This is a genomic window from Azospirillum isscasi, from assembly GCF_030849505.1.
Lineage (GTDB): Bacteria > Pseudomonadota > Alphaproteobacteria > Azospirillales > Azospirillaceae > Azospirillum > Azospirillum isscasi.
In genome coordinates, this window is sequence record NZ_JAUJFI010000072.1 from 1 (window position 1) to 12,839 (window position 12,839).

14 protein-coding genes are annotated in these 12,839 nt (G+C 71.2%); 11 read left to right on the forward strand and 3 right to left on the reverse strand.

Annotated elements, in window-relative coordinates:
- The 3 genes from QSG27_RS15445 to QSG27_RS15455 all read right to left on the reverse strand — a co-directional run.
- Positions 1-992, reverse strand: a 992-nt coding sequence (locus QSG27_RS15445; protein ID WP_306707588.1) for an ATP-grasp domain-containing protein, incomplete at its 3' end; no start/stop codon positions are given.
- On the reverse strand, positions 958-1,854 hold the full coding sequence (locus QSG27_RS15450) for an NAD(P)-dependent methylenetetrahydromethanopterin dehydrogenase (protein ID WP_306707590.1): 897 nt from the start codon (positions 1,852-1,854) through the stop codon (positions 958-960). The genes QSG27_RS15445 and QSG27_RS15450, both read right to left, overlap by 35 nt.
- A gap of 45 nt (positions 1,855-1,899) precedes the next feature.
- A complete protein-coding gene (locus QSG27_RS15455) occupies positions 1,900-2,895 on the reverse strand; it encodes a beta-ribofuranosylaminobenzene 5'-phosphate synthase family protein (RefSeq protein ID WP_306707592.1) in 996 nt (331 codons plus the stop codon).
- A gap of 133 nt (positions 2,896-3,028) precedes the next feature.
- Here QSG27_RS15455 and QSG27_RS15460 point away from each other — a divergent pair, with 133 nt between their 5' ends.
- The 11 genes from QSG27_RS15460 (at position 3,029) to QSG27_RS15510 (ending at position 12,830) form a co-directional block, all read left to right on the forward strand.
- Complete coding sequence (locus QSG27_RS15460) at positions 3,029-3,406, forward strand: 4a-hydroxytetrahydrobiopterin dehydratase (protein WP_306707593.1); 378 nt, start codon at positions 3,029-3,031, stop codon at positions 3,404-3,406.
- Between the two features lie 10 nt (positions 3,407-3,416).
- Positions 3,417-4,706 (forward strand): molybdopterin-binding domain-containing protein, encoded by a 1,290-nt coding sequence (locus tag QSG27_RS15465; protein ID WP_306707594.1) that lies wholly within the window; start codon positions 3,417-3,419, stop codon positions 4,704-4,706.
- On the forward strand, positions 4,700-6,361 hold the full coding sequence (locus QSG27_RS15470; RefSeq protein WP_306707596.1) for a formylmethanofuran dehydrogenase subunit A: 1,662 nt from the start codon (positions 4,700-4,702) through the stop codon (positions 6,359-6,361). The genes QSG27_RS15465 and QSG27_RS15470 overlap by 7 nt, the downstream gene beginning before the upstream one ends.
- Positions 6,362-6,374: 13 nt before the next feature.
- Positions 6,375-7,274, forward strand: coding sequence for a formylmethanofuran--tetrahydromethanopterin N-formyltransferase (gene fhcD / locus QSG27_RS15475; protein WP_306707598.1), 900 nt, complete (start codon positions 6,375-6,377; stop codon positions 7,272-7,274).
- Positions 7,271-8,095, forward strand: a complete 825-nt coding sequence (locus tag QSG27_RS15480; RefSeq protein ID WP_306707599.1) for a formylmethanofuran dehydrogenase subunit C — start codon at positions 7,271-7,273, stop codon at positions 8,093-8,095. The genes fhcD and QSG27_RS15480 overlap by 4 nt, the downstream gene beginning before the upstream one ends.
- Before the next feature lie 82 nt (positions 8,096-8,177).
- Positions 8,178-9,377, forward strand: a complete 1,200-nt coding sequence (locus QSG27_RS15485) for an ABC transporter substrate-binding protein (protein ID WP_306707600.1) — start codon at positions 8,178-8,180, stop codon at positions 9,375-9,377.
- A 26-nt stretch (positions 9,378-9,403) separates the two neighbouring features.
- Positions 9,404-10,384 carry a PQQ-dependent catabolism-associated beta-propeller protein gene (locus QSG27_RS15490; RefSeq protein ID WP_306707601.1) on the forward strand — a complete coding sequence of 327 codons (981 nt, stop codon included), beginning with the start codon at positions 9,404-9,406 and terminating at the stop codon, positions 10,382-10,384.
- Positions 10,385-10,483: 99 nt separating this feature from the next.
- Positions 10,484-11,278, forward strand: a complete 795-nt coding sequence (locus QSG27_RS15495) for an ABC transporter ATP-binding protein (RefSeq protein WP_306707603.1) — start codon at positions 10,484-10,486, stop codon at positions 11,276-11,278.
- Positions 11,275-12,090, forward strand: a complete 816-nt coding sequence (locus tag QSG27_RS15500; RefSeq protein ID WP_306707604.1) for an ABC transporter permease — start codon at positions 11,275-11,277, stop codon at positions 12,088-12,090. The genes QSG27_RS15495 and QSG27_RS15500 overlap by 4 nt, the downstream gene beginning before the upstream one ends.
- Before the next feature lie 99 nt (positions 12,091-12,189).
- On the forward strand, positions 12,190-12,372 hold the full coding sequence (locus QSG27_RS15505) for a hypothetical protein (RefSeq protein ID WP_306707606.1): 183 nt from the start codon (positions 12,190-12,192) through the stop codon (positions 12,370-12,372).
- A gap of 41 nt (positions 12,373-12,413) precedes the next feature.
- Positions 12,414-12,830 (forward strand): hypothetical protein, encoded by a 417-nt coding sequence (locus QSG27_RS15510; RefSeq protein ID WP_306707608.1) that lies wholly within the window; start codon positions 12,414-12,416, stop codon positions 12,828-12,830.
- Positions 12,831-12,839 lie beyond the last annotated feature (9 nt).

Here is a 12,839-nt window from a genome sequence, read left to right on the forward strand (position 1 = left end):
GGCCAGCGGGTGCCGGCGACGATCCGGGTGGGGGCGTCGGCGTAGAGCACCTCCGCCGCCCGGCAGCCCTGGAGCGCCGGCAGCCGGTCGGGCAGGCGCCCGGCGCAGGCGTCCAGGTGAAGGCCGAACAGGGGCGGCATCGGCGGGCGGTCGAAGACGTCCAGGGTTGCGCCGGGCCGTGGGTTGATTTCCAGAAGATGGTGGCCCGACCGGCTCAGCAAAAAGTCGGCGCTGTTCAGCCCGACCAGTCCGAAGGCCGCGGCGAGGCGGCTCATCAGACCGGGCAAGGTCCGGGTCAGCCGCTCCGGACAGCGCCATGGCCCGGCGGCACCGCCGTAGCGATAGGGGTTGTCCGGGGTCGGCGCGGTCCATTGCCGGCTCGGCCCGACGATCACGGCCCGGTCTCCATCCGCGAGAAAGAGGACCGACACGGCGTGGCCGGCGATGCGGCGCTGGAGGTACCAGCCCGGCGGGGCTTCCGCCGCCGCTGCCGGGGCGATGTGTCCGCCGCCGCTGCCGCCGGTCCGTTTCAGAAGATAATCGCCGGGCGGTGCGTCGAGCACCCGCGCGACCGGGGGATGGGGAATGCCCAGCCGGTCCAGCGCGGCGGCGAAAAGGAACGGGTCCTTGACCCGCGCCACCACCTCGGCCCGGTTGCCGAGCAGGGGGCGGTCGTCGGCGATGCGCGCCAGCAGCGCCGGGTCGTCCTCGAAGCCGGCGCCGTAGACCAGCGGCAGGCCGCGCAGTTCCGCTCGCGCCAGGGTGCCCAGAAGGGCGCCGGAATCCAGGCGCAACGCGCCGGACGGCAGCCGCAGGCAGGGCTCGGCCAACCGGCGGGTGTCGAGATCGGCGAACAGGTCGATGGCTGCCGGACGCAAACCGCCGCGCCGCGCCGCGGCGGCCAGCGCCCGCGCCGACAGGGCGGCGACGATGATATCCGGTGTTCCGGCCGGCCTTTCAGCCGGCGATCCGGCGGGCGGCATCATAGGCATCGCGGAAGTCCAGATACTCGGCCTTCTCCGCCTCGGCGAGGCGCTTCAGCAGGGCGTGCTGGACCCGGAATTTGACGTTGCCGACCGCGAGCGCGCCGATGCCGACGCCGCGCCCGCCGGGCAGCGGCGTGCCGTCGTCCTTGGCGCCGACCCCCTCGATCCCGGATGGCGGAACCGCGTTGATGTCCGCCGCGGCCAGCAGGCGCCCCGCCGCGGCGAGGTTGTGGGCGGACAAAATCTGCACACCGGCGCGCCCGCAGCCGAACACCACCTCGGCATCGGCGAGCAGCGCCTCTCGCGCCGCGTCGTCGGGGGCGTCGGCGCAGGCAAGCTCGACGCCGAAGCGTTCGCGGAACGCGGCGGCCTTGGGCTCCACGCCCGACAGGCCGCGGTGGCTGACCAGCGTGACACGCGCGCCGGCCAGGGCGGCGATCACCGCGGCGATCCCGCCGACCACGCCGGTCGCGCCGAAGACCTGCACGGTCAGCCCCTTGATCCCGTCCGGGCGGCTGCGGCGCAGGGCGCGCTCCACCACGGCGACCATGGCGCCCGCGGTTGTGAAGGCGCCGGACGGATCGACCATCACGGAGATGGTGAAGGGCGGAAACATGGCCTTGCGCGCCGTCTCCATCATGTCGAGCGCCACCACGGCGTCGCGCCCGCCGATGAACAGCCCGGTCCGCGCCGCGTTCGCCGGATCGCGGGAGAACATGGCGTCCTGGGTGATCCCGGCGACCTCCTCCGCCGCGACGCCGGTGTAGGGAAACAGCGTGTCCATGCCGGCATCGGCGGCCATGTTGACGTCGAAAGCGCTGACCTGATTCAGCGGCGTCAGCATGTGCAGGACGTAGGGTGCGGCCATCGTGCTTCTCCCGCTTGCTCGTATCCCGCTTGCTCGTATGGGGGCTCAGGAGACCCGCAGCGCCGCCCGGTCGAGGGTGGACTCCAGCGTTGCGCCGTCGTTGCGGCCACGGTGCAGGTGGAAGTCCAGCGCGGACCCCGCCCAGCGGCGCCGGACCTCCGCCAGCAGGGCTTCGGCGCGCCGGGCGTCGCCGACGACGGCGAAGCCGGTCGGCCCCCAGGAGCTTTGCCCGACGCCGGGAATGCCCTCGGCCTCCAGCCACGCCAGCGCGTCGGCCACGGCGGGGCTGGTGAAGCGCCCGCCCTGGACGGGGGCGAAATGGTCGCCCACCGTGCGTTGCAATTCGCCCACCGCCTGCCCGAAGCGGTCGGCGTCGCCCTCGATCAGGGCCGGAAGGGCCGCCATGAGCATCAGGCGGCACAGATGCCCGGCCCGCTCCGCCGGGAAAGGCGGCAGCGCCTTGAAGGCTTGAACCTCGGCGGTGCCGTGCAGCCCCTGGCCGTCCCGGTGCAGGATCAGCAGGACGCGCCAGGACTCCGGAAAGGGCAGGCGCGCGACGATCGGCGGCGGATCGTCGCCCGACCCGCGGCCGCCGTCCAGGATGACGCCGCCGTTCTCGAAGGCGCCGATTCCGATCCCGGAGCGGGCGCCGCGCTCAAGCTCGGCGGCGAGCCGGCGGACCGTCAGGGGCCGCCCGTGCAGATGCGCCAGGGCGGTCCCGACCGCCAGCCCGAGTTGCGTGCCGGAGCCCAGCCCGACATGCTCGGGAATGGCCTCCTCCACCGTCAGTTCGGCGCGGACCGGCCAGCGGAACCGGTCGCAAACCGCCCGCGCCGCCTTCAAAGCGCGCTCCGCCGACGGTCCGGTTGCGTGCAGGCGGTCGGCGGCGCGGACCCGGACGGTCGTCGCCATCCCGTCGAGCGTCAGCCCCAGGCTGCCGAACCGGCGGCCCAGACCGCCGTTCATGTCGAGGAAACCCAGATGAAGCCGCGCGGGCGCCGTAACCCGCACCTCCCTCTCTTCATCGACGCCGAGGGGCATGAGAACCTCACTCGTTCAAGGAAAGTTGCGTCGTTGTTTTGATCATGATAATCTTGTGTTAAAAAAAGACCCCGATCCAATAGTATATACCTCTTCGGGGTGAGGACTGTTCGGTCACTTCGGGGAGGAAGTCATGACCGCGGTTCAGGAAACCACCTATTCCGATGCGGAAATCGTGGAGCGGTTGCAGCAAATATTGCCGCGCTGGCGATTCGAAGACGGCTGGATTCGCCGGAAGTACAAGACGAACAGTTGGAAGGGCACCCTGATGGTGGTCAACGCGGTCGGCCATCTGGCTGAGGCCGCGTGGCACCATCCGGACCTCACCGTCTCCTACGCCTGGGTCGAGGTGCGGCTGAAGACCCACACGGCCAAGGGCATCACCGACAAGGACTTCGAACTCGCCCGCAAGATCGAGGAGGTGATCCAATGGCAACCCGCCCGCGACGGCGGCGCGCTGGAGGGAACGCCCAAGGACGATCTGCGCTTCGCCTACATCAAGTATGACTGACGGCACCGGCATGGCGAGCGAGCCCGTCGTCCATTCCCCTGTCGTCCATTGCGATGTCGTGTGTCCGTTCTGCGGCCTCGGTTGCGACGACCTGACGGTGGAGGAGGGGCCGGACGGGTTGGCGGTGCGTTCCACCGGCTGTCCGATCGCGCAGGACCGCTTTTCCCGCACCCCCCCGGCGGAGCCGCCGCGCGTCGCGGGCGGTCCGGTGCAGCCGGACGACGCGGTGCGGGCCGCCGCCGCCGCGCTGGCTGCGGCCCGCACGCCTCTGGTGGCCGGGCTCGGCACCGACATCGACGGGACGCGGGCGGCTCTGGCGCTCGCCGAGCGGGTGGGGGCGGTGGTCGATCACGCGCTGTCGGACGGGCTGTACCGCAATCTGGCGGTGCTCCAGCGCACGGGCTGGATCGCGACGACGCTGGCCGAGCTGCGCAACCGCTGCGACCTGCTGCTGGTCGCCGGGCCGGACCCGGCGGCGCTCCATCCGCGCGTCTTCGAACGCTGGGTGGCCCCGGCACCGGCTTTCCAGGAACCGCCATCGCGGGAGGTGGTGTTCCTGTGCGGCGCGCCGCTGGACGCGACGCGGGCCGCTCTGGCGGCTCTTCACGTCTCGGTCCTGCCCGGCGATCCCGCGCGGGTCGGGGATGCGGCGGCGGCGCTGGCCGCGGCCTTGCCCGATCCGTCGCGCGCAACGGAAGCCGCGGGCATCGCCGCGGGCGCCCTCGCGGCCCTGGCGGAGCGGTTGCTCAAGGCGCGCTATGCGGTCGTGGCGTGGGCCGCCTCCGCCTTCACAGGGGCCCACGCCGACCTGACGGTGGAACGGCTGTTCCGTCTCGTCCACGACGTGAACCGGCACACCCGCTGCGCCGGTCTGCCGCTCGCCGGGCACGACAACGTGGTCGGGGCCAACCAGGTCTGCACTTGGCAATTCGGCGTGCCGCTGCGCACCTCGCTGGCCGGCGGAGCGCCGTTGCACGATCCCTACCGCTTCGACTGGGCGCGGTACGCTGAAGTGGCGGATTGCGTCCTCTGGATATCCGCCTTCCGGCCCGAGGTGCCCGCCTTTCCCGCCGGGAAAGCCGTCATCGCCCTGGCCCCGCCGGGAACGGCCTTTCCCGCCGAGCCGGTGGTGTTCATTCCGGTCGGCACGCCGGGCATCGACCACCCGGCCCACGTCTTCCGCAGCGACACGGTGGTCGCCCTGCGCGCGCGGGGCCTGATCGACCGCGGCCTGCCCGACGCCGCGGCCGTGCTGAAGGCCATCGCCGCCGCCCTGCCGCAGGAGGCCCCCGCATGCTGACGAAGCTGACCGGGGGGCGCGTTTACGACCCGGCCAACGGGCGCGACGGCGCGGTGGGCGACCTGTTCGTCCGGGACGGGCGGATCGTCGCCGATCCCGGCCCCGGCGCCGCGCCGGACGAGGTGCACGACCTGTCCGGGCGGGTGGTGATGGCCGGCGCCATCGACATCCACAGCCACATCGCCGGGGGAAAGGTCAACATCGCGCGCCTGCTGATGGCGGAGGAACACCGCGCGGCGGCGATCGCAACGGAGGGACCCTGCGGTTGCGGCGGTGCCATCGCCACGCCCTCCACCCACGTCACGGGCTGCCGCTATGCCCGGATGGGCTACACGGCGGCTTTCGAGCCGGCGATGCTGCCCAGCAACGCCCGCCACGCGCATCTGGAAATGGCGGACATTCCGTTGATCGACACCGGCGGCTATCTGGTGCTGGGCAACGACGACCTGCTGCTGGAGCTTCTCGCCTCCGGAGCGGGAGAGGACGCGGTGGCCGATTACGTCGGCTTCATGCTGAACGCCACGCGCAGCCTCGCCGTGAAGGCGGTGAATCCCGGCGGCATCAACGCCTTCAAGTACAACCGGCGGCGCCTCGACGTGGACGAGGCCGGCCCCTTCCACGCCATCACGCCGCGCCGCATCCTGACGGCGCTGGCGGGAGCGGTGCAGCGGCTCGGCATCCCGCATCCGCTGCATCTGCACGGCTTCAACCTCGGCGTGCCGGGCAACGTGGAGGCGACGCTCGACAGCATCGCGGCGGTCGAGGGGTTGCGGCTCCACCTCACCCACGTCCAGTTCCACGCCTACGGCGCGGAGGGCGACCGGAAATTCTCGTCCGCCGCCGCGCGGATCGCGGAGGAGGTCAACCGGCGGCCCAACATCTCCGTGGACGTCGGGCAGATCATGTTCGGCCAGACGGTCACGGCGTCGGCCGACACCATGGCGCAGATGGGCAACGCCGGGCTCGCCCACCCGAAGAAATGGGTGATGATGGACATCGAATGCGACGCGGGCTGCGGCGTCGTGCCCTTCCGCTACCGCGACAAGGCGTTCGTCAACGCGCTGCAATGGGCGATCGGGCTGGAACTGTTCCTGCTGATCGACGATCCCTGGCGCGTCTTCCTCACCACCGACCATCCGAACGGCGGTCCCTTCACCAGCTATCCCGAGCTGATCCGCCTGCTGATGGACCGCGATTACCGCCTCGCCAGGATGGCCGGGCTGCACCCGGACTTGCCGGAGCACACCATCCTCGGGTCGCTGACGCGCGAGTATTCGCTGGGTGAGATCGCCACCATGACCCGCGCGGCACCGGCGCGCATCCTGGGGCTGACGGACCGCGGCCATCTCGGGCCGGGAGCGGTCGCGGACATCACCGTCTACACCGACCGGGCCGACCGCCGCGCCATGTTCGAAACGCCGGACCTCGTCTTCAAGGATGGCCGGGTGATCGTCCGCGACGGCGTGGTGGTGGCGCTGGTCCCGGGGCGGACGCATGTGGTGGAGCCCGCCTACGACCCGGCCATCGAGGCGTGGATGGCGCGCCGCTTCGACGAGCGCATGGGCCAGCGGCTGACCCATTTCCGCATCGCCGAGGACGAGATCCGCGGTGGCAACGGCCTGATCCGCCACGCCTGCCAGCCCAGTGGATTTTGATGGGGGCGTTCTGATGCGGCTCAACGGCGTGCACATCGAGGACACCTTCGCCGAAGCCTTTCCCATGCTCGGCACGCGGCTGATCGTGACCGCCGACACCCCGGCCTGGGCCGAGGCGGCGGTGCTCAGCATGACGGGCTTCGCCACCTCGGTCATCGCCTGCGGCTGCGAGGCTGCGGTGGAGCGCCCGCTGCCGCCGGACGAGACGCCCGACGCCCGGCCCGGCGCCGCGGTGCTCCTGTTCGCCATGTCCAGGGCGGAACTGGCCAAGCAGGTGGCGCGCCGCGTCGGCCAATGCGTGATGACCTGTCCCGGGACGGCCTGCTACGCGGGGCTGCGCGACGGCCCGGCGATTCCGCTCGGCAACGCGCTGCGCTACTTCGGCGACGGCTGGCAGATCGCCAAGCGGATCGGCACCCGGCGCCATTGGCGCATCCCGGTGATGGACGGCGAGTTCCTGTGCGAGGCGACCACCGCGGCGGTGGACGGCGTCGGCGGCGGCAACTTCATCATCCTGGCCGCCGACCGCCGCGCCGGGCTGGCGGCGGCGCAGGCCGCGGTCACGGCGATCCGCGCATTGCCGGGCGCCATCCTTCCCTTTCCCGGCGGGGTGGTCCGCTCCGGCTCGAAGATCGGCGGCAAGTACAAGGGCCTGATCGCCTCCACCAACACGGCCTTCTGCCCGACCCTGCGGGGCACGGCGCCCGTGTCGCTGGTGCCGGAGGGGGTGGAGTCCATCCTCGAACTGGTCATCGACGGGGTGAGCGCCGAAGCGGTCGCCGCCGCCATGCGGGCGGGCATCGCCGCGGTGGCCGGGCTGGGCGCCGCCGGTGGGGTGGTGTCGGTCACCGCCGGCAACTACGGCGGCAAGCTCGGGCGCTACCAGTTCCGCCTGCACGAGGTGATGGCATGAGCGGCGTCGTCCTCACCCCCCGCGAGCCCGCCGGTCCGCCCATCGACATGACGGGCGTCCTGCCCGAGCGGCTGGCCGAGGGGGGCCGGGACGCGCTGGCCGGGGCGATGCCGGTCCGCGGGCGGGAGCGCCACCGGCTGGACGCGCTGTTCACGCTCCAGGACGGCGGCCCTTCCGGAACCCTGATCCTGCGTCCCGGCGCCGCCGTGCTCGACGGGGTGGGGACGGGCATGAGCGCCGGGGACATCCTGGTCGAGGGGGATTGCGGTGCCTACGCCGGCAGCGGCATGAGCGGCGGCTCGCTGACCGTCGAGGGGCGCTGCGGCGCCTTCGCCGCTGCGGAGATGGCCGGCGGGCGCCTGCGCATCGCCGGGGATGCCGGCGACTTCCTGGGGGCGCCGCTGGCCGGCGGCACGCGCGGCATGAGCGGCGGGTCCGTCACCGTCGCGGGCAGCGCCGGGGACCGCGTGGGCGAGCGGATGCGGCGGGGGCTGATCGCCGTCCACGGGCGGGTGGGCAGCCTGTGCGGGGCCAGGATGATCGCGGGGACCATCGTGGTGGGCGCCGGCTGCGGCCCCGGCTTGGGGCAGGCCATGCGCCGCGGCTCCATCCTGCTGTCCCAAGCGCTGGAGGCCGTTCCGCCCGGCTTCGTCGATGGCGGCATGAACGACTGGCTGTTCCTGGAGCTGATGCGGCGGGAGCTGACCGTCGGCGGGGCGTGGCCCGCGGGATTTCCGGCTGTGGGTACCCGTGCCCGGCGCCTCGTCGGTGACCGTTCGGTCGGGGGGATGGGAGAAGTGCTCATCCTTTTGAAGGCGTAGCGTGTTCGATGCCGCCGCGCCACAATCGCAGATCGTCTCTCAAGACCGCGGCCTTGCCGCCGACCGCGCCGGAGGGTCTGTGATGAGGGTCGCCACCCTTCTGACCGTTGCCGTTGTTTTCCTGCTCGGGTCTCCGGCATGGGGCGCCGACTTGGCCGCCGATCCGATGGTGGTCCGGATCGGCTACCTGACCCGTGCGGAGGAGCCGCGGATTCCTCAGACCTTCCTCGAACCGGTGTCCGAGGACGAAGGGGTCCAGGGCGCCCGCCTCGCCATCGCCGACAACAACACGACGGGGCGTTTCCTCGGCCAGCGCTTCGAACTGGTCGAGGCGACGGTGCCGGAGGACGGGCGCGTCGAGGACGCCGTGCGCGACCTCGCCGGGCAGGGCATCCGTCTGCTGGTCGCCGACCTGAAGGAGGACGCGCTGCTCGCCGCCGCGGCGGCGCCCGAGGCGGGCGGCATGCTGATCTTCAACACCCGCGCGCCGGACGACGACCTGCGCAACGAGCGCTGCCGCGCCAACCTGCTGCACCTGACGCCCAGCCGCCGGATGCAGGCCGACGCGCTGGCCCAGTATCTCGCGTCGCGGAAATGGATGAACTGGCTGCTGGTGGTCGGGCGGACGCCGCAGGACGCCGCCTACGCCGACGCGATCCGCGCCGCCGCCAAGCGCTACCGCGCCAGGATCGTGGAGGAGAAGCGCTGGGCGTTCGAGGACGCGAACCGCCGCGTGGACACCGGCCATGTGACCGTCCAGTCGGAGATCCTCACCTTCACCCAGGGTGCGGAGCACGACGTGCTGGTCGTCGCCGACGAGGCGGACGGGTTCGGCGAGTATCTCCTCTACCAGACGTGGCTTCCCCGCCCGGTGGTGGGCACCCATGGGCTCGTCCCGACCGCGTGGTCGCGCGTGCACGAGCAGTGGGGGGCGACGCAGATCCACAGCCGTTTCGAACGGCAGGCCGGGCGCTGGATGCGCCCGCGTGACTACACCGCCTGGATGGCCGTCCGCGCGGTGGGGGAGGCGGCGACGCGCACCCGCTCCGCCGATCCCGAAGCGCTCGCCGCCTTCGTGCGCGGCCCGGACTTCGCCCTGCCGGCCTTCAAGGGGCAGGGGCTGACCTTCCGCGACTGGGACGGGCAGCTTCGCCAGCCCGTGCTGCTGGCCGGGCCGCGGGTGCTCGTCTCGGTGTCGCCGCAGCCGGGATACCTGCACCAGTTCTCGGAACTCGACACGCTCGGCGACGACCGGCCGGAGAGCCGGTGCCGCATCCGCTGAGAAAAAAATCCATGGGAGGGAACATCATGCCGTCGTTCAGAGAGGCCGCCCGGATCGGCGCGTTAGCCTTGCTGGGTTTCGCCGTCACGCCGAATGCGCAGGCGGACACGATCTTCGTGTCGAACGAGAAGAGCAACACGGTCTCGGTGGTGGACGGCGGCAAGCTGGAGGTGGTCGCCACGATCAAGGTCGGGCGCCGGCCCCGCGGCATCACCTTCAACGAGGACATGACGCAGATCTTCGTTTGCGTCGGCGACGACAACCGGATCGACGTGATCGACGTGGCGACCCGGAAAGTGGTGGACCGGCTGCCGTCCGGCCCCGATCCGGAGCTGTTCGTCCTGGACCCGCAGGGCCACCGGCTCTACGTCGCCAACGAGGACGACAACATGGTCTCGGTGGTGGACATCGCGACGAAGAAGATCGTCGGCGAGATCCAGGTGGGGGTGGAACCGGAAGGCATGGGCGTCAGCCCGGACGGCAAACTTCTTGTGAACACCTCCGAGACGACCAACATGGCGCATTTCATCGACACGGAATCGCACAAGATCATCGACAACGTGCTGGTCGATGCGCGCCCGCGCGTCGCCCAGTTCAGCGGGGACGGGCGGTTCGTCTGGGTGTCGTCGGAGGTCGGCGGGACGGTCAGCGTCATCGACGCGGCGTCGCGCAAGGTCGTCCACAAGATCACCTTCGCCGTGCAGGGCGTCCCGCGTGAGTCGATCCAGCCGGTCGGCATCCAACTCACCAGCGACGGGCAGCGGGCCTTCGTCGCCCTCGGACCGGCCAACCGCGTCGCCGAGATCGACGCCAGGACCTACGAGGTCAAGCGCTACCACCTCGTCGGCCAGCGGGTGTGGAATCTGGCGCTGTCCCCGGACGAGAAGCGCCTCTACACGACGAACGGCGTCAGCAACGACATGTCGGTGATGGATCTGGAGCGTGGCCGTGTCGTGAAGTCGATCTCGGTCGGCGGCGCGCCCTGGGGCGTGATCGTCAAGCCGTGACGGGCGGCGAGGGTGGCGAGGGCGCAGGGAGAGTCCCCTCTGCCCAGGGGGGAGAGGGTTGATTGAGCGATTGCAACGGCTCCGGGCGATGGGGATGACATGGCCTGTTTCGAAACGGCACCTCCCGACCGGCGCGCCGATCCCGACGATGCCGCGGCGGACCCGGTTCTGGCGGTCGAGGGGCTGAGCCACCGCTTCGGCACGCGGGCGGTGCTGGACGACGTGTCGTTCGGCGTCCCCGCGGGGCGGTTCACCGCGCTGCTGGGGCTGAACGGCGCCGGCAAGACCACGCTCTTCTCCCTGATCACGCGGATCTACAACACCCGCCGGGGAAACATCAGGGTCTTCGGCTTCGACATGCGCCGGCATCCCGCCCAGGCGCTGGCGCGCATCGGCGTGGTGTTCCAGCAGCCGACGCTCGACCCGGACCTGACCGTCCTGCAGAACCTGCGCTACCACGGTGGGCTGCATGGTCTGGCATCCGCCGACATCGAGGCGCGGGCGGGCGAGGAACTGGCCCGCATCGGCCTTGCCGAACGCGCGGACGAGCGCGTGCGCACCCTGTCCGGCGGGCAGCGGCGGCGGGTGGAGATCGCCCGCGCGCTGCTTCACCGCCCGAGCCTTCTGCTGCTGGACGAACCGACCGTCGGGCTGGACATCGAACTGCGCCGGCAGGTGCTCGACCATGTGCACGCCCTCTGCCGGGAGCGGGGGTTGGCCGTGCTCTGGGCGACCCACCTGATCGACGAGGTGCTGGACGGGGACGGCGTGGTGGTGCTGCACCTCGGGCGCGTGCTGGCCGCCGGGCTGGTGGAGGAGGTGCGCGCCGCCACCGGTTCCGCGGCCTTGGGGCAGGCTTTCGCCCGGCTGACGGGAAGGGGAGGGCCGGAATGACCGCGGCGCTCTACTGGCGTTGCCTGCGCGCGATCATCATCCGCGAGGGGCTGCGCTTCGTGCACCAGCGCGAGCGGTTCTTCGCCGCCCTGGTGCGCCCGCTGGTCTGGCTGGCCATTTTCGCGGTGGGCTTCCGCGCGGTGCTCGGCCTGTCGATCATCCCGCCCTACGAGACCTACATCCTGTACGAGGATTACGTGACGCCGGGGCTGGTCGGCATGATCCAGCTTTTCAACGGGATGCAGAGTTCGCTGTCCATGGTCTACGACCGGGAGATGGGCAGCATGAAGACCCTGCTGGTCAGTCCGCTGCCACGCTGGTACCTGCTGGTCTGCAAGCTGCTGGCCGGCGTTCTGGTATCGATCGCGCAGGTCTACGTCTTCTTCGCCATCGCGTGGTTCTGGAACGTCCAGCCGCCCGAACTCGGCTACCTCACGGTGTTGCCGGCCCTGGTGCTGAGCGGGCTGATGCTGGGGGCGCTCGGCCTCCTGCTGTCCTCCTTCATCCGCCAGTTGGAGAATTTCGCGGGCGTGATGAACTTCGTCATCTTCCCGATGTTCTTCGCCTCCTCCGCCCTCTACCCGCTGTGGCGCATCCGCGAGGGCAGCCCGACGCTGGCCTGGATCGCCGGGGTCAACCCCTTCACGCAGGCGGTCGAGCTGATCCGCTTCGCGCTCTACCTGCAATTCAACGCCACGGCCTTCATGGCCGTGAGCGCCTGTCTGGTCCTGTTCCTGGGGGGGGCGATCCTCGCCTACGACCCCGGACGGGGCTTCTGGGCGCGCCGCGGCGGTCCGGCGGAACAAGGGTGACGGGGCGGGGGAACGGAACCGCCCCCGGCGACCTCCGGTTGACGGAAGAGACGACCGTCCGGTCATCCCGCCGGACGGGATCGGGTGGAGGAAAACGTCATGACCGGAAAATCCGACAAGGCTCAGGACCAGCCCCGCGGCGGGAAGAGCGTTCTCGGCAGCAAGCAGGACTTCAAGAAGGACGAACCGCAGGACACCGGGCGGGACGAGCAGGCGAAGGAGGACATCGGCCATATGGGCGAAGCGTCCCGCCAGAACCGGAGCGTGAAGGACGTGCGGTAGAGGCGCCGAGACTTCCCAACCCAAAGCCGGAGGACATCTTCATGAAACATCTGCACATCCTGGCCGGTGCGTCCGCGCTGGCCCTCGCCGCGGTCGTGGCGGCGGTCCCGGCGTCGGCCCAGTCCACGGGCGGCGCGATGCCCCAAGGCTCCGGAACCCAGACCAGCCCCCAAACCAGCCCATCCACCGGCGCGCTGCCGGACAACTCGCTGGCCGGACAGCGGCAGGGCACCGTCGGCGGTTCGGTTTCGCAGGGCGGAGGCGGGCAGAGCGGCACGTCCGGCTCCTCGGCCCCCAATTCGCCGGCGTCGGGGTCCACGGGTGGTTCCACGAGCGGCACGGGCGCTCTGCCGGACAACTCGCTCGCCGGACAGCGGCAGGGAACCATCGGCGGGGGCTCGGTGACGCAGGGCGGCAACGTCACGTCCGAGCCGCCGAAGCAGGGCTCCGGGCAATAGCGGCCTGTT